21 protein-coding genes are annotated in these 19205 nt (G+C 60.2%); 12 read left to right on the top strand and 9 right to left on the bottom strand.

Features of this window, described 5'->3' with window-relative positions; translation table 11 throughout:
- Window positions 1-19: 19 nt before the first annotated feature.
- Window positions 20-673 (top strand): ligase-associated DNA damage response endonuclease PdeM, encoded by a 654-nt coding sequence (gene pdeM / locus B2S33_RS10625; protein ID WP_145280886.1) that lies wholly within the window; start codon window positions 20-22, stop codon window positions 671-673.
- Between the two features lie 6 nt (window positions 674-679).
- Here pdeM and B2S33_RS10620 read toward each other — a convergent pair whose 3' ends face one another.
- Both B2S33_RS10620 and dcd read right to left on the bottom strand, forming a co-directional pair.
- On the bottom strand, window positions 680-904 hold the full coding sequence (locus B2S33_RS10620) for a hypothetical protein (protein WP_027915340.1): 225 nt from the start codon (window positions 902-904) through the stop codon (window positions 680-682).
- Window positions 905-999: 95 nt separating this feature from the next.
- Complete coding sequence (gene dcd / locus B2S33_RS10615; RefSeq protein ID WP_023535255.1) at window positions 1000-1566, bottom strand: dCTP deaminase; 567 nt, start codon at window positions 1564-1566, stop codon at window positions 1000-1002.
- A 348-nt stretch (window positions 1567-1914) separates the two neighbouring features.
- Here dcd and B2S33_RS10610 point away from each other — a divergent pair, with 348 nt between their 5' ends.
- Window positions 1915-2124 carry a cold-shock protein gene (locus tag B2S33_RS10610; RefSeq protein WP_016488765.1) on the top strand — a complete coding sequence of 70 codons (210 nt, stop codon included), beginning with the start codon at window positions 1915-1917 and terminating at the stop codon, window positions 2122-2124.
- Between the two features lie 182 nt (window positions 2125-2306).
- Here the strand turns inward: B2S33_RS10610 and apbC are convergent, their stop codons facing one another.
- A complete protein-coding gene (gene apbC, locus B2S33_RS10605; RefSeq protein WP_197874440.1) occupies window positions 2307-3401 on the bottom strand; it encodes an iron-sulfur cluster carrier protein ApbC in 1095 nt (364 codons plus the stop codon).
- Window positions 3402-3558: 157 nt separating this feature from the next.
- Here apbC and metG point away from each other — a divergent pair, with 157 nt between their 5' ends.
- From metG to B2S33_RS10590, 3 genes are all read left to right on the top strand, one after another.
- Entirely contained in the window at window positions 3559-5601 is a 2043-nt protein-coding gene (metG, locus tag B2S33_RS10600) for a methionine--tRNA ligase (RefSeq protein ID WP_206405952.1), read from the top strand.
- A gap of 126 nt (window positions 5602-5727) precedes the next feature.
- Complete coding sequence (gene nth, locus B2S33_RS10595) at window positions 5728-6366, top strand: endonuclease III (RefSeq protein ID WP_028687592.1); 639 nt, start codon at window positions 5728-5730, stop codon at window positions 6364-6366.
- A gap of 102 nt (window positions 6367-6468) precedes the next feature.
- Window positions 6469-6645, top strand: coding sequence for a PA3496 family putative envelope integrity protein (locus B2S33_RS10590; RefSeq protein WP_027915344.1), 177 nt, complete (start codon window positions 6469-6471; stop codon window positions 6643-6645).
- Window positions 6646-6753: 108 nt separating this feature from the next.
- Here the strand turns inward: B2S33_RS10590 and B2S33_RS10585 are convergent, their stop codons facing one another.
- Window positions 6754-7377: a response regulator transcription factor gene (locus B2S33_RS10585; RefSeq protein WP_023535252.1), complete on the bottom strand. Its 624-nt coding sequence runs from the start codon at window positions 7375-7377 to the stop codon at window positions 6754-6756.
- Between the two features lie 338 nt (window positions 7378-7715).
- Here B2S33_RS10585 and B2S33_RS10580 point away from each other — a divergent pair, with 338 nt between their 5' ends.
- Entirely contained in the window at window positions 7716-8168 is a 453-nt protein-coding gene (locus tag B2S33_RS10580) for a hypothetical protein (protein ID WP_027915345.1), read from the top strand.
- Between the two features lie 50 nt (window positions 8169-8218).
- On the opposite strand, the gene B2S33_RS10575 is transcribed toward B2S33_RS10580, so the two are convergent.
- Complete coding sequence (locus B2S33_RS10575) at window positions 8219-9436, bottom strand: argininosuccinate synthase (protein ID WP_023535267.1); 1218 nt, start codon at window positions 9434-9436, stop codon at window positions 8219-8221.
- Window positions 9437-9557: 121 nt separating this feature from the next.
- Complete coding sequence (locus tag B2S33_RS10570; protein ID WP_049696462.1) at window positions 9558-10523, bottom strand: flagellar protein MotY; 966 nt, start codon at window positions 10521-10523, stop codon at window positions 9558-9560.
- A gap of 129 nt (window positions 10524-10652) precedes the next feature.
- On the opposite strand from B2S33_RS10570, the gene pyrC reads away from it, so the two are divergent.
- The gene (gene pyrC, locus B2S33_RS10565; RefSeq protein WP_027915347.1) at window positions 10653-11699 is read left to right on the top strand and encodes a dihydroorotase; all 1047 of its coding nucleotides are present in this window, start codon (window positions 10653-10655) and stop codon (window positions 11697-11699) included.
- Complete coding sequence (gene rnt, locus B2S33_RS10560) at window positions 11696-12364, top strand: ribonuclease T (RefSeq protein ID WP_027915348.1); 669 nt, start codon at window positions 11696-11698, stop codon at window positions 12362-12364. Before pyrC ends, rnt begins: the two co-directional genes overlap by 4 nt.
- 89 nt (window positions 12365-12453) lie before the next feature.
- On the opposite strand, the gene B2S33_RS10555 is transcribed toward rnt, so the two are convergent.
- Window positions 12454-13056: a peroxiredoxin gene (locus B2S33_RS10555; protein WP_023535284.1), complete on the bottom strand. Its 603-nt coding sequence runs from the start codon at window positions 13054-13056 to the stop codon at window positions 12454-12456.
- Between the two features lie 219 nt (window positions 13057-13275).
- Here B2S33_RS10555 and B2S33_RS10550 point away from each other — a divergent pair, with 219 nt between their 5' ends.
- Together B2S33_RS10550 and bfr are read left to right on the top strand one after the other, a co-directional pair.
- Window positions 13276-13494, top strand: a complete 219-nt coding sequence (locus tag B2S33_RS10550) for a bacterioferritin-associated ferredoxin (RefSeq protein WP_027915349.1) — start codon at window positions 13276-13278, stop codon at window positions 13492-13494.
- A 198-nt stretch (window positions 13495-13692) separates the two neighbouring features.
- Window positions 13693-14166, top strand: coding sequence for a bacterioferritin (bfr, locus tag B2S33_RS10545; RefSeq protein ID WP_058605176.1), 474 nt, complete (start codon window positions 13693-13695; stop codon window positions 14164-14166).
- 53 nt (window positions 14167-14219) lie between these two features.
- On the opposite strand, the gene grxD is transcribed toward bfr, so the two are convergent.
- Window positions 14220-14555 (bottom strand): Grx4 family monothiol glutaredoxin, encoded by a 336-nt coding sequence (gene grxD, locus B2S33_RS10540; protein ID WP_023535214.1) that lies wholly within the window; start codon window positions 14553-14555, stop codon window positions 14220-14222.
- Between the two features lie 91 nt (window positions 14556-14646).
- Window positions 14647-16755 carry a molybdopterin-dependent oxidoreductase gene (locus tag B2S33_RS10535; RefSeq protein ID WP_088523546.1) on the bottom strand — a complete coding sequence of 703 codons (2109 nt, stop codon included), beginning with the start codon at window positions 16753-16755 and terminating at the stop codon, window positions 14647-14649.
- Between the two features lie 368 nt (window positions 16756-17123).
- On the opposite strand from B2S33_RS10535, the gene argF reads away from it, so the two are divergent.
- Together argF and B2S33_RS10525 are read left to right on the top strand one after the other, a co-directional pair.
- Window positions 17124-18044, top strand: coding sequence for an ornithine carbamoyltransferase (gene argF, locus B2S33_RS10530; protein WP_242810160.1), 921 nt, complete (start codon window positions 17124-17126; stop codon window positions 18042-18044).
- Window positions 18041-19150, top strand: coding sequence for an ABC transporter ATP-binding protein (locus B2S33_RS10525; RefSeq protein WP_027915353.1), 1110 nt, complete (start codon window positions 18041-18043; stop codon window positions 19148-19150). The genes argF and B2S33_RS10525 overlap by 4 nt, the downstream gene beginning before the upstream one ends.
- The last annotated feature ends 55 nt before the right edge of the window (window positions 19151-19205 follow it).

Raw genomic sequence — 19205 nt, 5'->3', positions numbered from 1 at the left:
ACGGCCTGGCGATCCACACATGACGACACATTGCGCCATCGAACTGGCCGGGCAGAAACTCTGGCTGCTTCCGGACAAGGCCGTGTATTGGCCGGCCCGCAAGGCCTTGCTGCTGGCCGATGTGCACATCGGCAAGGCGGCGAGCTACAGGGCCTTGCACCAACCCGTTCCCAGAGGCACTACCGAAGCCACCTTGGCCCGGCTCGACACACTGCTTGCCGAACATGAGTGCGAGCGACTGATCGTGCTGGGTGATTTCCTGCATGCCCGTACTGCGCGGGCGCCGGCTACGCTGGCCCGGGTGCAAGCCTGGCGAGCACGTCACCCCGGGTTGAGCATCGTGCTGATACGCGGCAACCATGACCGCAACGCAGGGGATCCACCCGTGGAGCTGGGGATCGACGTGGTGGATGAACCTTATGTGGTGGAGCCATTTGCCCTGCAACACGAACCCAAGGTGCATCCGACGCTCACGGTGCTTTCAGGGCACGTCCACCCGGTATTCGTATTGCGCGGCAGGGCCCGCCAACGGCTTCGCCTGCCGTGCTTTTTGATCGACGAACACGTCAGCCTGTTGCCAGCTTTCGGGGAGTTCACGGGCGGTTGGGAAATCGAGCCCGCCAGCACCAGCCAGGTCTATCTGGCGGGCGCCGGCCGGGTATGGCCGCTATGAGATGCGTCAGGCCACGGGCGCCGGAGGCGGCTCATCGGGAAGGGTAGGCTCACCGGGTTCCATGGGCGTATCACCCGGCTGGCCGGGCTGCGGCGTGTCCGGATCGGGCTGCCCTGGCACACCGCCAGCATTCATCGGCAATGGGTCAGCCAGCAGTGACCAGGACAGCAGCCCGATGTGATTGGGCTGCAAGCCAGCCAACTTCGCACTGATCGTTGGGTGGAGTTTCATTGGCATCTCCTGACAACAGCCGACCCGCTTTATGCAAATCGGCAGGGTTACAGGTTGGAGTGTCAAAAGGCAGTGAAATTCCCAACGCCTGTCGGTCAGGTACGTGGCAGGGTGACGCCACGCTGGCCCTGATACTTGCCGCCGCGGTCCCGGTAGGACACTTCACATGGCTCGTCCGACTGCAGGAACAGCATCTGCGCCACCCCTTCGTTGGCGTAGATCTTGGCCGGCAACGTGGTGGTGTTGGAGAACTCCAGCGTCACGTGGCCTTCCCATTCAGGCTCCAGCGGGGTCACGTTGACGATGATGCCGCAACGCGCATAGGTGCTCTTGCCCAGGCAGATGGTCAGCACGTCGCGCGGGATGCGGAAGTACTCCACGGTGCGTGCCAGTGCAAAGGAGTTGGGCGGGATGATGCACACGTCGCTCTTGATGTCGACGAAGCTGCCGGCATCGAAGTTCTTCGGGTCGACGGTGGCCGAGTTGATATTGGTGAAGACCTTGAATTCGTCGGCGCAGCGCACGTCGTAGCCGTAGCTCGAAACGCCGAAAGAGATGACCCGGTTATCCTGTTCGCCACGCACCTGGCGCTCGACGAACGGCTCGATCATGCCGTGTTCCTGCGCCATGCGGCGAATCCACTTGTCCGATTTGATGCTCATGGCGGGATGTCCTGAAGAGTCTGCAAGGTAAAGATAGACGCGCATCTTACCGGTCCCGGCGCGCTCTTCAAAGTTCCATCCGGCGTTTGCCGCCCGCTGCCGCTACAGTGCCCGCAAGGCGTGGCTTGCAGCTGCCGTCGATCTCTTTTCGGGTAAAGAGGCGTCTGGCCATTGGCAGCTTGGGCAAAGTGGGGTAAGGTGTTGCCACTGTGCTGCACGTGACACCGAGAATCTCTAGTTTGATGCACGATCCTGATCGGCCCATCGCTGAATTTTCTGCTCTCTTTGCGCTCAGTCCCGGGCGGGGTTTTTCCTGACCGAAATCAAATTGTCCAAGGAGACAGAAAAATGTCCAATCGTCAAAGCGGTACCGTCAAGTGGTTCAACGATGAGAAAGGCTACGGCTTCATCACCCCTCAGTCGGGCGACGACCTGTTCGTGCACTTCAAAGCCATCCAAGCTGACGGCTTCAAAACCCTGAAAGAAGGCCAGGCTGTTACTTTCGTCGCTACCCGCGGCCAGAAAGGTATGCAGGCTGAAGAAGTTCAGATCGCCTAAGTCGATCGAGCTTTCTAGCTTTCAAAAAAACCCGCTTCGGCGGGTTTTTTTATGCCTGTCATTTCGCCAGAAGGCGCCAGAGCATGCTGGCCGTGGTCAAGGCTCCCGTTAAACATGGATCGGCCTCCAACAACCACGGTCCGTCAGCACGAGCGACTCACCGAGCCGCCCTCCGATCTTGATCAGTCTTCGCTGATAGTGATGCTCGGCATCGCTGGCGCTGCCGCTTCACGCAGTACGATACGCGCCCCTACTTTGCGTGCCAGCTCCTGGTACACCATGGCGATCTGGCTCTCGGGCTCGGCGATAGCCGTAGGCTTGCCGTTGTCGGCCTGCTCGCGAATCAACATCGAAAGCGGCAACGAAGCCAGCAGATCGACGCCGTACTGGCTGGCGAGTTTCTCACCGCCACCTTCGCCGAACAGGTGCTCAGCATGGCCGCAATTGGAGCAGATGTGTACGGCCATGTTCTCGACCACGCCCAACACCGGTATGTTGACCTTGCGGAACATTTCCACGCCTTTTCTGGCATCGAGCAGCGCCAGGTCCTGCGGCGTGGTCACGATGACCGAACCTGCAACCGGCACTTTCTGCGCCAGCGTCAGCTGGATGTCGCCAGTGCCAGGCGGCATGTCGATGACCAGGTAATCGAGATCATTCCACGCCGTCTGGGTTACCAACTGCAGCAGCGCACCCGAAACCATGGGGCCGCGCCAGACCATGGGGGTATTGTCATCGGTCAGGAATGCCATCGACATCACTTCGACCCCATGGGCCTGGATAGGCACGAACCATTTCTGATCACGAATCTGCGGCCGAGTACCTTCGGGGATGCCGAACATCACACCTTGGCTGGGGCCATAGATATCCGCATCGAGAATGCCAACGCGCGCACCCTCGCGGGCCAGTGCCAGCGCCAGATTGGCGGCAGTGGTGGATTTGCCTACACCGCCCTTGCCCGATGCCACGGCGATGACGTTCTTGACGTTGGCCATACCGGGCACCTGAGCCTGGCCCTTGTGGGCCGCGATCACGCACTCGATGTTCACCTGGGCGTGGGTCACCCCCTCAAGGTTACCGATCGCAGTTTCCAGCACCTGCGCCCAGCCTTGCTTGAACAGGCCTGCGGCGTAGCCGAGCTGCATCTGTACGCTGACACGCCCATCCTGGATTTCGATGGCACTCACGCAACCGGCAGTGACCGGATCCTGCTCGAGATAGGGGTCGGTGTACTGGCGAAGCACGGCTTCGATGGCGGCGCGATTGAGGGCACTCATGGACACTCCCGTTGGCAAACTGAATGTAAAACAAGCGCCTATCCTAACCCGTCAATCGTCAGCAGATGCGTACGCGGGGTGAAATATATTCGTCAGCCCTTTATAGTGGCCGATCATCCTCATTTTCACCCGTCGCCAGATAAGTAGCCGAGCCACCATGTCCGAGCCACGTCAGATTCTCGTCACCAGCGCCTTGCCCTATGCCAATGGATCGATCCATCTTGGCCATATGCTCGAGTACATCCAGACAGACATGTGGGTCCGCTTTCAAAAGCTGCGCGGCAATCAGTGCATCTATGTCTGCGCCGATGATGCACACGGCTCGGCCATCATGCTGCGGGCCGAGAAGGAAGGCATCACGCCAGAGCAACTGATCGCCAACGTACAAGCTGAGCACAGCGCCGACTTTGCTGACTTCCTGGTGGACTTCGATAATTTCCACTCCACCCACAGCGAAGAAAACCGTGAGCTGTCGGGCATGATCTATACCCGACTGCGCGAGGCGGGGCACATCTCTACCCGCTCGGTGACCCAATACTTCGACCCTGAAAAGGGCATGTTCCTGGCAGACCGCTTCATCAAAGGCACCTGCCCGAAGTGCGCGGCCGAAGACCAGTATGGCGATAACTGCGAAAAATGCGGCGCGACCTATGCACCGACCGAATTGAAAGACCCCAAGTCTGCCATTTCAGGTGCTACACCGGTGCTGCGCGACTCCCAGCACTTCTTCTTCAAACTGCCCGACTTCCAGGCCATGCTCCAGCAGTGGACGCGCAGCGGAACGTTGCAGGACGCCGTGGCCAACAAGCTCGCCGAATGGCTGGATGCCGGCCTGCAGGAGTGGGATATCTCCCGCGATGCGCCCTACTTCGGTTTCGAGATCCCTGGCGAGCCTGGCAAGTACTTCTACGTCTGGCTGGACGCGCCAATCGGTTACATGGCGAGCTTCAAGAACCTGTGCGCGCGCCGCCCGGACCTGGACTTCGACGCCTTCTGGAACCAAGGCTCCACCGCCGAGCTTTACCACTTCATCGGCAAGGACATCGTCAACTTCCACGCCCTGTTCTGGCCCGCCATGCTCGAAGGTGCGGGCTTGCGCAAGCCGACCGCGGTCAACGTGCACGGCTACCTCACCGTCAACGGTGCGAAGATGTCCAAGTCGCGGGGCACGTTCATCAAGGCCCGTACCTACCTCGACCATCTGCAACCCGAATACCTGCGCTACTACTACGCAGCCAAGCTTGGTCGCGGGGTCGATGACCTGGACCTGAATCTCGAAGACTTCGTGCAGAAGGTCAACTCCGACCTGGTGGGCAAGGTGGTCAACATCGCCAGCCGGTGTGCCGGGTTCATCCACAAAGGCAATGGCGGCGTGATGGTGGCCGGTGATGCGGCGCCAGAGCTGACAGAAGCCTTCCAGGCAGCTGCGCCGTCCATCGCCGAGGCCTACGAGGGCCGCGACTTCGCACGCGCCATGCGCGAGATCATGGCACTGGCCGACCGTGCCAATGCCTGGATCGCCGACAAGGCGCCCTGGTCGCTGGCCAAGCAGGAGGGCAAGCAGGATGAAGTGCAAGCCATTTGCGCTCAGGGCATCAACCTGTTCCGCCAACTGGTGATTTTCCTCAAGCCTGTGCTGCCCGTGCTGGCGGCCGATGCCGAGGCCTTCCTGAATGTCGCACCGTTGACCTGGGACGATCACCGCTCTCGCCTGGAAAATCACACGCTCAACCCGTTCAAGGCCCTGCTCAGCCGCATCGAGCCTGCCAAGGTGCAAGACATGATCGCGGCCAGCAAGGAAGACCTGCTGGCCGCCGAGGAGCCCAAGGCACCTGTGGGTAATGGCGAGCTGCACAAGGACCCGCTGTCGACGGAAGTCGACTTCGATACCTTTGCCGCTGTCGACCTGCGCGTGGCATTGATCGTCAAGGCCGAAGCCGTACCGGGTGCCGACAAGCTGCTGCAATTGACCCTGGACATCGGTGATGAACGCCGTAACGTTTTCTCCGGCATCAAGTCTGCCTACCCTGATCCTGCCCAGCTCGAAGGCCGGCTGACCATGATGGTCGCCAACCTCAAGCCACGCAAAATGCGTTTTGGCGTCTCTGAAGGGATGGTGATGGCCGCTGGCCCTGGCGGTGAAGAGATCTACTTGCTCAGCCCCGACAGCGGCGCCAAGCCCGGTCAGCGCATCAAGTGACCCACAAGCGGAGCCTGCATTGGGCTCCGCCTTGCGACAATGGCGCGCAGCCACGGGCTGCTGCGCTTTGCCTAGAGCAGGCGCGTCCAAGTGACTGCTCACGTTCTCCAGGAACGCTGCCAATTCATGAATGCCGTCAAACGTCGAGAAATCTTCCGTCGACTGCACGAAGATAACCCGACGCCCAAAACCGAGCTGGCTTACACCACACCCTTCGAGCTGCTGGTAGCCGTGACCCTCTCCGCGCAGTCCACCGATGTCGGTGTGAACAAGGCGACAGCGCGGCTTTTTCCAGTCGCCAATACCCCTGAGGCTATCTACGCGCTGGGTGTCGACGGACTGAGCCAGTACATCAAGACCATTGGGCTCTACAACAGCAAGGCCAAGAACGTCATCGCGGCCTGTCGTCTGCTCATTGAGCGGCACGGCGGCCAGGTGCCGGACACGCGCGAGGCCCTCGAAGCCTTGCCGGGCGTGGGCCGCAAGACAGCCAACGTAGTGCTCAATACGGCGTTTGGCCAACCGGCGATGGCTGTGGATACCCATATCTTCCGCGTCAGCAATCGCACAGGCATCGCCCCGGGCAAGACGGTGCTGGAGGTGGAAAAAAAACTGCTCAAGTTCGTCCCCAAGGATTACTTGCTCGACGCACACCATTGGCTGATCTTGCATGGCCGCTATGTCTGTCAGGCCCGTAAGCCTAGATGCGGCAGTTGCCGAATCGAGGACCTGTGCGAATACAAGCACAAGACCACTGATGATTGAAGCAATAGTAAAAACACTGCGCTTCGATTGAAAAAATCTTTTTTACCAGCGCTCACTTTATGGTTATAAGGTCGGCCATTGGCCCTTGCCGTGGAGCGACTCATGAGCACTGATAAAGACGACCTCGCGATTGAAGATGATTTTGTGACAGCTGAAGAAGAGGTCGAGCCGCACGTGGAACCGGCGAAAACCAATTTGAGCAAGCGTCGCACCATCGACAATCTGCTGGAAGAACGTCGATTGCAGAAGCAACTGGCCGATTTCGATTACGACCTCTAGGGAGGTGGTCGCTGGCGGGCCTTCGATGGCCGCGTTCCCTCCCCTGACTGCGCCGTTCAGGGCCTCGAATTCGGCGCAGAGCTCCCCTGGAGGAGGCTCTGCATACCATCAGTTCAACCCCTGTCGCTGCGCCAGCTCGATCAGGTCCACCAATGACCGAGCGTTTAGCTTGAGCAGCAGCCGAGACTTGTAGGTACTGACCGTCTTGTTGCTCAAGTACATGCTGTCGGCGATTTCCTTGTTCGAACGGCCCCGCGCCAATTGCTGAAGCACCGTCATCTCCCTTGCCGAAAGGCGATTGACCATTTCCGCTTCACTGCCGCCGCTGCGCCCTCGCGAGGCGTGCAGCGCCTGGTTGGGAAAGTAGCTATAGCCCGATAGCACGGCTTTGATCGCGCTGAGCAGTTCGGTCAGTTCCTGTTGCTTGCACACGTACCCTGCCGCCCCTGCCTGCATGCACCGCATCGAGAAGTTGCCGGGTGCCTGGGAGGTCAGTACGAGCACTTTGCTGCATGGGCTGGAACTGGCCATGCGGCCGATGACTTCGAGGCCGTCGAGCTTGGGTATGCCGATGTCCAGCACGACGATATCGGGAAGATGTTGCCGAGTCAGTTGCAGCGCGGCCACTCCGTTGTCCGTTTCAGCGACGACATCGTACCCATGCCGCTCCATCAGCATGCGTACGGCCAGACGTATCACAGGGTGATCATCCACGATAAGCACTTTGTTCATGCGATATCCATTCATTGCTATTGCATTGGCAGGCTACGATAACCGAGAGAAGAACTCATGGCGCGGCGTTTTCGCCTAGAAACGGACGTACAGACACGGATTACTAAACTTACGGAAGTTTCCTACACACAATATGAAGAGTTGTTACAAGCTAATTATAAAAAAGCGGATAACACTCCCCGGGAGGACAACTCCCGAAACTTTCACATCAACCGCGGACAACGGTTTTCATTAAGCTTCGAACGCTAGCCAGGCGCAGCCGCGGCATGGAAACAGTGCAGGGTTTAGCTGAGCAAGATCCTAGGCTATAGATGTAACGAAAGCGCAGGAGAAGGCCCATGAATCAAGCACAACCCGTTGCTCCGCTGACAATTGTCGCCATCTTTGCTGGGATAATCGAAGCCTCCGCCCTGGCTACCTTGCCTTTTCTCAGCGAAGCCAGCCAGACGCTTTACACGTGGTTCCTGGTTGGTTTTCCCTTCTTTCTGACCGCTTTGTTCTTCCTGACGCTGAACTTCAATTACAAGTCCTTCTATACGCCTGCTGGATCGCGCACTGAAGCTGTGGACAGTGCGCAGAGTGCCCGCAAGATCACCTCCACGACCACGCCAAGCGCAATCGCGCATGGGGAGCCGATGACCTTCATGTTCAGCGGGCCAGAGGCAAGTCAGTTGATGGAAAAGGAGTTGTTGCAAGCGCTCGCACAAGCGCCTGAGCCGGCTCGCACCTGGCAGTTCTGCAATGTGCCGAGGGGCCAGTGTGTCCGGCTTTCAGTCAGCCCGCTGGAGTAAAGACAAAAAACCCGGCACTAGGCCGGGTTCTTGCAGAACGGCTTGCTGCATCAGAGCAACGAACGGCCCTTGTTCGCAGCGATGCGCATACGCAGCGCATTGAGCTTGATGAAGCCCGCCGCGTCTTCCTGGTTGTAGGCACCGCCGTCTTCTTCGAAGGTGGCGATGTTGGCATCGAACAGCGAGTCGTCGGACTTGCGGCCGACTACGGTAACGTTGCCCTTGTAGAGCTTCAGACGCACGACACCGTTCACATTGACCTGGGAGGCGTCGATCATCTGCTGGAGCATGACGCGCTCCGGGCTCCACCAGTAACCGGTGTAGATCAGGCTGGCGTACTTGGGCATCAGCTCGTCTTTGAGGTGAGCGACTTCGCGGTCCAGGGTGATCGACTCGATGGCGCGGTGCGCCCTGAGCATGATGGTGCCGCCAGGGGTTTCGTAGCAGCCACGCGATTTCATGCCCACGTAGCGGTTTTCGACGATGTCCAGTCGACCGATGCCGTTGGCGCCGCCGATGCGGTTCAAATCGGCCAGGACAGTGGCCGGGCTCTTCTCTACACCGTCGATCGCGACGATGTCGCCGTTGCGGTAGGTCAGTTCCAGGTAGGTTGCCTGGTCCGGGGCGTTTTCGGGCGAAACGCTCCAGCGCCACATGTCTTCTTCGTGCTCGGTCCAGGTATCTTCCAGCACACCGCCTTCATAGGAGATGTGCAGCAGGTTGGCGTCCATCGAGTAAGGGGACTTCTTCTTGCCATGACGCTCGATCGGGATACCGTGCTTCTCGGCGTAGTCCATCAGCTTCTCGCGCGAGAGCAGGTCCCATTCACGCCATGGCGCGATGACCTTGACGCCAGGCTTGAGGGCATAAGCGCCCAGTTCGAACCGAACCTGGTCGTTGCCTTTGCCGGTAGCGCCGTGGGAGATGGCGTCGGCACCGGTTTCGTTGGCGATTTCGATCAGACGCTTGGCGATCAGCGGACGGGCGATGGAAGTACCCAGCAGGTACTCGCCTTCATATACGGTGTTGGCGCGGAACATCGGGAACACGAAATCACGCACGAATTCTTCGCGCAGGTCGTCGATGTAGATCTCTTTGACGCCCATTGCCTGAGCCTTGGCGCGCGCCGGCTCGACCTCTTCGCCCTGCCCCAGGTCGGCGGTGAACGTCACCACTTCGCAGTTGTAGGTATCTTGCAGCCACTTGAGAATCACCGAAGTATCAAGGCCGCCGGAATACGCCAGTACGACCTTTTTTACGTCCGCCATGCCATCACTCCACGGGGTTGTACGGAAAAGGCCCGATTCTAACGGCGTTGAGGCTCAATTTATAGAGGCGCGACAGCTTCTGACGACAAAGCGACAAGAATTGTCGATGGCGCGACGGCCGCTACTTGGCCATGGCGGGTTTGCCTTGGGCCGGCGTCGTGGTACCCGCAGCCTGCGCGGGAGCAGCGGGAGCAGCGGGCGCCTCGGCGACCTTTTGTGTGGGCTGCGCCTGGACAGGGCCTCGCTCTAGCTCGATGTTGACCCGCCGGTTACGGGCCCGATTGCCGGCGTTGTTGTTCTTGGCCAGCGGGTAACGCTCGCCGTGGAAACGCACGGTTATCTGACTTTCAGGCACGCCGTGGGCCATGAGGTAATCGGCGACCGCCAGGGCTCGCCGGCGGGACACGTCGCGGTTGGTCAACCGGTTGCCGCTGTTGTCGGAATGCCCGTCCAAGGCCACCTGATTGACGCTGGGGTCGGCCTTCATGTACTCGAGCAGCACATCCAGTCGGGCCTTGGCAGCCTGATCCAGCACGATGCCGCCACCCGGGAAGCCCACCTGGGTCTGGCGTACCTGGTCGTAGTTCATGGGCAGCAGCTTGCTGGCGCAGGCCTGGTAGTCGCTGTAGGCCTTGGCGAAACTGACCGGCAGTACGCGCACTTCCATTGCCCTGCCCCCCTCCCCGGTGTAATTGCGCACCACGGCGCTGCGGCCATCGAGCAGGCCGTTGATCAACCGACTGGCCTGGCCTTGGGATGAGTTGAACAGCACGCCGGTGCGCGCCATGCGCACATTGCCCAGGTTGATGTCCCCGCGCCCAGGTTGCCAGGGTGCTGCTGCCGCCAGCAAGGTGGCACCGCCGGCGCCGAGCGCATTGGTCTGTGAGCGCAGACGAAACACCGGTTGCTCACCGGCACGACGCACGAATTCGCCGCTTCCGAAACCGTCTATCGGCTGGGTCAGCCGGCATTCGAACGCGTCACCCTCCACCGTCCAGGCAATGCTTTCCATGCGCGTTTGAAACGTCAACGCACCGGCCGGCAAGCTGGCAAACACGATAAACAAGGCTAGGTAACGCTGGCGCACGGCGGGCTCCACATAATTCGACACTCACCTTTACGCTATCGGGCAGTCGCGGGAAAACTTGATACCTGTGCTCTGGAGGGGCTTTTCCGGTAGCATTGCGGCTTGAGTTCGACCCGCCTGGAATCCTCAATGTCCGATCGCCTGACCCTCCTGCGCCCCGACGACTGGCACATCCATCTGCGTGATGGTGCCGTCCTGCCCCACACCGTTGGTGATGTGGCGCGCACTTTCGCCCGTGCCATCATCATGCCCAACCTGGTGCCGCCGGTGCGCAATGCCGCCGAAGCCGGGGCCTATCGTGACCGTATCCTGGCTGCTCGCCCGGCTGGCAGTCGGTTTGAGCCGTTGATGGTGCTGTATCTCACCGACCGCACCAGCGCGCAAGACATCCGAGATGCCAAGGCCAGCGGTATCGTGCATGCCGCCAAGCTCTACCCGGCAGGCGCCACCACCAATTCCGATTCTGGTGTGACCAGCATCGACAACATCTTCCCCGCTATCGAGGCGCTGGCTGAAGTCGGCATGCCGTTGCTGGTGCACGGCGAAGTCACGCGCAGCGAGATCGACGTGTTCGACCGTGAAAAGCGCTTCATCGATGAGCACATGCGCCGCCTGGTCGAGCGTTTCCCCACGCTCAAGGTAGTCTTCGAGCACATTACCACCAGCGATGCGGCCCAGTTCGTGACCGAAGCTTCGGCCAACGTTGGCGCCACCATCACGGCGCAGCACTTGCTGTACAACCGCAACCATATGCTGGTGGGCGGAATACGACCCCATTTCTATTGCCTGCCCATTCTCAAGCGCAACACGCATCAGGTGGCGTTGCTCGACGCCGCCACCAGCGGTAACCCGAAATTCTTCCTCGGCACCGACTCGGCTCCTCACGCCCGCCACGCCAAGGAAGCGGCGTGTGGGTGCGCTGGCTGCTATACCGCGTACGCGGCCATCGAACTCTATGCAGAGGCGTTCGAACAACGCAACGCGCTGGACAAGCTCGAAGGCTTTGCCAGCCTGCACGGCCCTGCGTTCTACGGCCTGCCGGCCAACACCGACACCATTACCCTGGTTCGTGATCAGTGGACGGCCCCAGAGAGCCTGCCCTTCGGTGAGCAAACCGTGATCCCGCTGCGCGCCGGGGAAACACTGCGCTGGCGCCTGCTGGAGGAACACGCGTGAGCGAAGACCTGTACGAAGACGAACTTGAATCCTCCGGCAGCGGTGGTCACCGCCATCCGATGGCAGAACGCTTCCGGGGTTACCTGCCAGTGGTGGTGGATGTGGAGACTGGCGGCTTCAACAGCGCCACTGACGCCTTGCTGGAAATTGCTGCCGTCACCATTGGCATGGACGAAAAGGGTTTCCTGTTCCCCGAACATACCTATTTTCACCGGGTGGAGCCCTTCGAAGGCGCCAACATCGAGGCTGCCGCGCTGGAGTTCACCGGCATCAAGCTCGACCATCCGTTGCGCATGGCAGTAAGCGAGGAAACGGCCCTGACGGATATCTTCCGAGGCATCCGCAAGGCGCTCAAGGCCAATGGCTGCAAGCGCGCCATTCTGGTGGGCCACAACAGCAGTTTCGATTTGGGTTTCCTCAACGCGGCGGTAGCGCGCAACGACCTCAAGCGTAACCCGTTCCACCCGTTCTCAAGCTTCGACACGGCCACCCTGGCAGGGCTCGCTTATGGGCAAACCGTACTGGCTCGCGCCTGCCAGAGCGCCGACATCGATTTCGATGGTCGCGAGGCCCACTCGGCGCGCTACGACACCGAAAAAACGGCTGAGCTGTTCTGCGGTATCGTCAATCGCTGGAAAGACATGGGCGGCTGGCGCCAGGATTGATCCGCGCGTTCCAGGTTCAGGTCAGCCCCATGCGGCTGGCCAAAAAAAAACCGGCCATGAGGGCCGGTTTTTTTGTGCGCGACGCGGGCTTACAGCTTGCCGGCGTTCTCGCTCAGGTAGGCAGCAACGCCTTCTGGCGATGCGTTCATGCCCTTGTCGCCTTTTTTCCAGTTGGCAGGGCAGACTTCGCCGTGCTCTTCGTGGAACTGCAGGGCGTCGACCAGGCGCAGCAGCTCGTCCATGTTACGGCCCAGCGGCAGATCGTTGATGATCTGCGAGCGCACGACACCGTTGGTGTCGATCAGGAAGGCGCCACGGAAGGCCACGCCGCCTTCGGACTCCACGTCGTAGGCCTTGCAGATTTCATGGGTCATGTCGGCAGCCAGGGTGTACTTGACCGGGCCGATGCCGCCATTGTTGACGGGGGTGTTGCGCCATGCGTTGTGGGTGAAGTGCGAGTCGATCGATACGCCGATCACTTCTACGTTGCGCGCCTGGAAGTCAGGAATGCGGTTGTCCAGGGCAATCAGCTCGGACGGGCAAACGAAGGTGAAGTCCAGCGGGTAGAAGAACACCAGGCCGTACTTGCCCTTGATGGCCGAGGCCAGGTTGAAGCTGTCGACGATCTCGCCGCTGCCCAGTACGGCAGGTACGGTAAAATCGGGGGCTTTCTTGCCAACGAGTACGCTCATTGTTATCTCCTGATGTGAGTGAAGAACCATTGCCAGGCCGAGTCGCCGACCCGACATGCAGCAAAGGTTGACCATCATACACAGGTTACGATGGCAGGCCGAATGCTGAGCGCACGACCGCTGGTCAGCCGGGCCGAATGCCTTCTGAAACCACTTTGACAAGCATTCTCATTCACATTAAGCTCCAACCCATCGAACCCGCCAGCGATGGTCAGCCCTATGTATGTGTGTCTTTGTGTCGGCGTCACCGACGGACAGATCCGCGATGCGATCTATGAAGGATGCTGCAGCTACAAGGAAGTCCGAGCCGCCACCAATGTCGCCAGCCAGTGTGGCAAGTGCGCTTGCCTGGCCAAGGAAGTGGTGCGCGAGACACTGACCAAACTTCAGGTCAGCCAGGCCGCCCTGCCCTATCCGGTGGAATTCACCACTGCCTGATACCCAGATTGACAAAAACCGGACCCTGTGTCCGGTTTTTTTTCGCTTTAATTCAACAAGTTAGCGCGCCAACGCGGTTCACAAACATTCTTATTCCTATTAATTTTCATTTATTATTCAATTACTTAGGTTTGACAGGCCTGAGCATCAGGCTCAAACTTCCCTGCATTGGCACACTTCGACAGGGCAGGAACCCCAATGAAAGGCGACATCAGCGTCATCCAGCATCTCAACAAGATCCTCGGAAACGAGCTGGTCGCAATCAACCAGTACTTCCTGCATGCCCGCATGTACGAAGATTGGGGCCTGAACAAGCTCGGCAAGCACGAGTACAAAGAATCCATCGACGAAATGAAGCACGCTGACAAATTGATCAAGCGTATTCTGTTTCTCGAAGGTATCCCTAACGTTCAGGACCTGGGCAAGCTGCTGATTGGCGAGCACACCAAGGAGATGCTCGAATGCGACCTGCGAATCGAGCAGAAAGGCCTGATCGACCTGAAGGCGGCCATTGCCCACTGCGAAACAGCGGGTGACTTTGGTTCGCGTGACGTCCTCGAAGATATTCTGGAGTCCGAAGAAGAGCATATCGACTGGCTGGAAACCCAGCTGGGCTTGATCGACAAGATCGGTATCGAAAATTACCTGCAGTCGCAGATGGGCGAAGAATAAGACGCCCCTACAAAAAAACCCGCCAATGGCGGGTTTTTTTATGAGCGCAGTGTTTACGCTTCGGCAGCCTTCGCCTTGGCGGCGGCATCCTTGATCAGGGTCTGCAGCTCACCCTTTTCGAACATTTCCAGCACGATGTCGCTGCCACCGACCAGCTCACCACCGACCCACAGCTGGGGGAAGGTTGGCCAGTTGGCATATTTGGGCAGGTTGGCGCGGATTTCCGGGTTCTGCAGGATGTCGACGTAGGCGAACTTCTCGCCGCAACCCATCACTGCCTGGGAGGCACGGGCCGAAAAGCCGCACTGCGGCGCATTCGGCGAGCCCTTCATGTAAAGCAGAATGGTGTTGTTGGCAATCTGCTCTTTGATCGTTTCGATGATATCCATGTAGCACCTCGGCTTGACTTTCCGACACGGGCGTCGGCACGGTGACGCATTGTAACGGAAAGCCGAGCAGCATGCTCGGCCTTGCCAAGGCTCAAGCGGCTTCGACGTACACCGGAACGCCGTTGAGCGCAGCATTGCCACAGACCGAGTCACGCAGCAGCTCGTCAGTAAGATCATTGGCGCTGACGCCGGGCTGCGCCTGGGCAGTCTGAAGGCGCACACCCTGACGGTCATGCCCGAAGCCATGGGGCAGGCTTACCACCCCGGGCATCATGCTTTCGCATGCCTGCACCTGCACCTGCACCGCCCCTGCTCGCGAGCGCACCCTGACCTGCTGGCCATCCTGCAGTTGGCGCTGACGCAGGTCATCAGGGTGCATCAACAAGTGATGGCGCGGTTTACCTTTCACCAGCCTGTGATAATTGTGCATCCAGGAATTGTTGCTGCGTACGTGCCGCCGCCCGATGAGCAGCAGTTGCCCGGTTTCTGGCGGCGCCTGCCGGGCCAGACGCTGTAGATCATCAAGCAGCAGGCGCGGCGCTGCCTCGACGGTTTTGCTCGCAGTGCCCAGGCGATGTGCAAGGTTGGCCTGCAAGGGGCCCAGGTCCAACCCGTGCGGGTGTGCATCTAGGGTCTGGAGTGACAGCTGCCAGGGCGTCGCCTGCCCATAACGCCCGCTGCGCAAGGCTTTGTCGATCATCTGCGCTGGCGCTACGGTCGGCGACAGTTCACGCCCGGCGCGTCGCGCATACGCCTTGGCCAGGCCGACGAAGATTTCCCAGTCGTGCAGGGCGCCATCGGGCCTGGGCAGAATCGCTCGGTTGAACCGGCTCACATTGCGAACTGCCAGCAAGTTGAAGGTGGTGTCGTAGTGATCGTTTTCCAGGGCTGAAGTCGATGGCAGGATCAGATCGGCATGGCGCGTGGTTTCGTTGATGTATAGGTCGATGCTGAGCATGAAATCGAGCCCCGACAGTGCGCTGTCCAATTGCCGCCCGTTGGGCGTGGACAGCACGGGATTGCCCGCGACCGTGACCAAAGCCCGGACCTGCCCCTCACCCGGGGTCAGCATCTCCTCGGCAAGCGCCACTACCGGCAGTTCCCCGGCATATTCGGGCAGGCCGGACACCCGACTCTGCCAGACGTTGAAGTGACCACCCGACGTGCTCGCCACCACGTCCACCGCAGGTTCGGTACACAGTGCCCCGCCCTTGCGATCAAGGTTACCGGTGACCAGGTTGATCATCTGTACCAGCCAGTGACAGAGGGTGCCGAACACCTGGGTCGATACCCCCATGCGGCCGTAACAGACCGCCTTGTCCGCCGCGGCGAAATCACGCGCCAACTGACGAATGTCCTGCGCCGGGATGCCGCACAGGCTGCTCATGGCCTCGGCTGTCATGGGAGCCAGGGCGGCGCGGACATCGGTCAGCCCTGTAATCGGCAGATGCGAGCCGCGCGTCAGGCCTTCTTCGAACAACGTGTTGAGCAGCCCGCACAGCAAGGCCGCGTCGCCGCCGGGGCGAATGAATAGATGACTGTCTGCGATCGCCGCAGTTTCAGTGCGCCGCGGGTCGATCACCACCAGACGTCCACCCCTGGCTTGCAAGGCCTTGAGGCGTTTCTCCACATCGGGGACAGTCATGATGCTGCCGTTGGAGGCCAACGGGTTGCCGCCCAGCACCAGCATGAAGTCCGTGTGATCGATGTCCGGAATCGGCAAGAGCAGCCCATGGCCATACATCAGGTGGCTGATCAGGTGCTGAGGCAGTTGGTCCACAGACGTGGCAGAAAAGCGATTGCGGGTTTTCAACAGCCCTAAAAAGTAGTTGCCATGGGTCATCAACCCATAGTTGTGCACACTCGGGTTGCCTTGATACACGGCAACCGCATTGTTGCCGTGGGCCTGCTGCACGTCCCACAGGCGCTCGGCGGCGAGGTCAAATGCCTCCTCCCACCCAATCGCCTGCCACTGCTCTCCCACGCGCCGGTGGGGTTGGCGCAGCCGATCAGGATCATTCTGGATATCCTGCAGCGCCACCGCCTTGGGGCAGACATGCCCCCGGCTGAAAGGGTCCTGAGGGTCGCCCTTGATGGACTCGATCCTGGCAGGTTCGCCAGGCGCGTGGCTCACCACGATGTTCAAACCACAAATGGCTTCACACAGGTGACAGGCGCGGTGGTGCAGGGTACGGGTCATGGCCGCATGCCTCGTTGTCTTGATGGCTCGACTATGAACTGTGCCCTGCGCAGGGGCCAGCGTGCTTCGTGGTGTGAATTGGCCTTTATCACCCACACGGCAGACCCAGCTCGTTTGCCAATGCACCCTCAAGCCGTGTACAAACAGCCGTAGCAAATAAAACACAGCAATACAGTGCCCTGCGAAACCCCTTGCAACAGCGCCGGGGGCACCAAGTGGTTTCACCCCTTGGTTTCAGGCGACATTTAATTATAGTATTGCGCCTTTCCCTATTCGTCCGCCCCGTGCGGCTTACGCCGCAGGTCACCGCCGTTGTCAAAAAAACCGCACGGTCGGCCTGCATACTGTTGCAGATAAGGTAGTCAATCATGAGCGCTAGGCACTTTCTCTCCCTGCTGGACTTCACCACCGACGAATTGCTCGGGGTGATCCGCCGCGGCATCGAGCTGAAGGACCTGCGCAAGCGCGGCGTGCTGTTCGAGCCGCTCAAAAGCCGTGTGCTGGGCATGATCTTCGAAAAATCGTCGACCCGCACCCGCGTGTCCTTCGAAGCCGGGATGATCCAGCTTGGCGGCCAGGCCATCTTCCTGTCCCCACGCGACACCCAGCTGGGGCGAGGCGAGCCAATCGGCGACAGCGCCATCGTCTTGTCGAGCATGCTCGACGTGGTGATGATACGGACCCACGCCCACAGCACCCTGACTGACTTTGCCGCCAAGTCCCGCGTACCGGTGATCAATGCCCTGTCGGACGAGTCGCACCCGTGTCAGCTTCTGGCCGACATGCAGACGTTTCTCGAGCACCGGGGGGCGATCGAAGGCAAGACCGTCGCCTGGATTGGCGATGGCTTCAACATGTGCAACTCCTACATCGAAGCGGCCCGGCAGTTCGGTTTCCAGCTGCGCATCGCCTGCCCCGAGGGGTATGAGCCCGATCCCCGGTTCAAGGCCATCGGCGCTGAGCACGTGCAGATCGTGCGCGATCCCCGCGAAGCGGTAAAAGGCGCCCACCTGGTGACCACCGATGTCTGGACTTCCATGGGTCAGGAAGAGGAAACTGCTCGTCGCCTGGCGCATTTCGCGCCGTACCAGGTCACCCGCGACATGCTCGACCTGGCAGCACCTGACGTCTTGTTCATGCATTGCCTACCCGCCCACCGCGGCGAGGAAATCAGCCATGATCTGCTCGATGACCCCCGTTCGGTCGCCTGGGATCAAGCTGAGAACCGTCTGCATGCACAAAAGGCACTTCTCGAATTTCTCGTCGAACCGGCTTACCACCACGCATGAGTCAACCTCTACTGCTCAACCTGCGCAACCTTGCCTGCGGCTACGGCGACCAGCGCATCGTCCAGAACCTGAATCTGCATCTGAATGCAGGCGACATTGGCTGCCTGCTTGGCTCGTCCGGCTGCGGCAAGACCACGACCTTGCGCGCCATCGCGGGTTTCGAGTCGGTGCACGAAGGCGAAATCCAACTGGCCGGCAACGTCATTTCCAAGGCGGGGTTTACCCTGGCGCCGGAGAAGCGTCGCATCGGCATGGTGTTCCAGGACTACGCCCTGTTCCCCCATCTGACGGTGGCGCAGAACATCGCCTTCGGTATCGCCAAGCACCCACGCCAAGCTGCGGTCATCGACGAGATGCTCGACCTGGTCAAGTTAGGTGGGTTGGGTGGCCGTTACCCCCACGAGTTGTCCGGCGGCCAGCAGCAGCGGGTCGCACTGGCACGGGCGTTGGCCCCAGAGCCGCAATTGCTGCTTTTGGACGAGCCATTTTCCAATCTTGACGTGGAGCTTCGTCGCAGGCTCAGCCATGAGGTGCGGGACATCCTCAAGCAGCGCGGCACCAGCGCCATTCTGGTCACCCATGACCAGGAAGAAGCGTTCGCTGTCAGCGACCAGGTTGGGGTGTTCAAGGAGGGCCGGCTTGAGCAGTGGGATACGCCCTACAACCTGTACCACGAGCCACAGACACCTTTCGTGGCCAGTTTCATCGGCCAGGGCTATTTCATCCGTGGCCAGATGACCAGCGTGGAAGCCGTCAGCACCGAACTGGGCGAGCTGCGAGGCAACCGTGCCTATCGCATGGCGCAGGGCAGCTCGGTGGATGTGTTGCTGCGCCCGGATGATATCGTGCACGCTCCCGAAAGCCCGTTGCGCGCTGTCATCGTGGCCAAGAGCTTTCTAGGCGCCTCAACGCTGTATCGCCTGCAACTCCCCACCGGCAGCCAGCTCGAAGCGATCTTCACCAGCCATGTGGATCGCCAGCCAGGCGAAGAGGTGGGCATTGCGGTAAAAGCCGACCACCTGGTGGTGTTCCCGGTGCCAGGTAGCATCGCTACCCAGACGGTGCAGCAGGCAACAGGGGTTCGTCGCCACAGCGGGCCAAACTGACGCCAGGCCCGGGCTACGTCTTGAGCGGACGCGCTACCGGCTCGATCCGAGCGGG

The organism is Pseudomonas sp. UBA5568 (assembly GCF_002425525.1).
Classification (GTDB): Bacteria; Pseudomonadota; Gammaproteobacteria; order Pseudomonadales; family Pseudomonadaceae; genus Aquipseudomonas; species Aquipseudomonas fulva.
This window is presented reverse-complemented; position numbering and strand designations above follow the sequence as displayed.

Coding starts and splice junctions, on each gene's coding strand:
- pdeM (WP_145280886.1), top strand. CDS start 20: ATGACGACACATTGCGCCATCGAACTGGCCGGGCAGAAACTCTGGCTG.
- B2S33_RS10620 (WP_027915340.1), bottom strand. CDS start 904: ATGAAACTCCACCCAACGATCAGTGCGAAGTTGGCTGGCTTGCAGCCC.
- dcd (WP_023535255.1), bottom strand. CDS start 1,566: ATGAGCATCAAATCGGACAAGTGGATTCGCCGCATGGCGCAGGAACAC.
- B2S33_RS10610 (WP_016488765.1), top strand. CDS start 1,915: ATGTCCAATCGTCAAAGCGGTACCGTCAAGTGGTTCAACGATGAGAAA.
- apbC (WP_197874440.1), bottom strand. CDS start 3,401: ATGAGTGCCCTCAATCGCGCCGCCATCGAAGCCGTGCTTCGCCAGTAC.
- metG (WP_206405952.1), top strand. CDS start 3,559: ATGTCCGAGCCACGTCAGATTCTCGTCACCAGCGCCTTGCCCTATGCC.
- nth (WP_028687592.1), top strand. CDS start 5,728: ATGAATGCCGTCAAACGTCGAGAAATCTTCCGTCGACTGCACGAAGAT.
- B2S33_RS10590 (WP_027915344.1), top strand. CDS start 6,469: ATGAGCACTGATAAAGACGACCTCGCGATTGAAGATGATTTTGTGACA.
- B2S33_RS10585 (WP_023535252.1), bottom strand. CDS start 7,377: ATGAACAAAGTGCTTATCGTGGATGATCACCCTGTGATACGTCTGGCC.
- B2S33_RS10580 (WP_027915345.1), top strand. CDS start 7,716: ATGAATCAAGCACAACCCGTTGCTCCGCTGACAATTGTCGCCATCTTT.
- B2S33_RS10575 (WP_023535267.1), bottom strand. CDS start 9,436: ATGGCGGACGTAAAAAAGGTCGTACTGGCGTATTCCGGCGGCCTTGAT.
- pyrC (WP_027915347.1), top strand. CDS start 10,653: ATGTCCGATCGCCTGACCCTCCTGCGCCCCGACGACTGGCACATCCAT.
- B2S33_RS10555 (WP_023535284.1), bottom strand. CDS start 13,056: ATGAGCGTACTCGTTGGCAAGAAAGCCCCCGATTTTACCGTACCTGCC.
- B2S33_RS10550 (WP_027915349.1), top strand. CDS start 13,276: ATGTATGTGTGTCTTTGTGTCGGCGTCACCGACGGACAGATCCGCGAT.
- bfr (WP_058605176.1), top strand. CDS start 13,693: ATGAAAGGCGACATCAGCGTCATCCAGCATCTCAACAAGATCCTCGGA.
- grxD (WP_023535214.1), bottom strand. CDS start 14,555: ATGGATATCATCGAAACGATCAAAGAGCAGATTGCCAACAACACCATT.
- B2S33_RS10535 (WP_088523546.1), bottom strand. CDS start 16,755: ATGACCCGTACCCTGCACCACCGCGCCTGTCACCTGTGTGAAGCCATT.
- argF (WP_242810160.1), top strand. CDS start 17,124: ATGAGCGCTAGGCACTTTCTCTCCCTGCTGGACTTCACCACCGACGAA.
- B2S33_RS10525 (WP_027915353.1), top strand. CDS start 18,041: ATGAGTCAACCTCTACTGCTCAACCTGCGCAACCTTGCCTGCGGCTAC.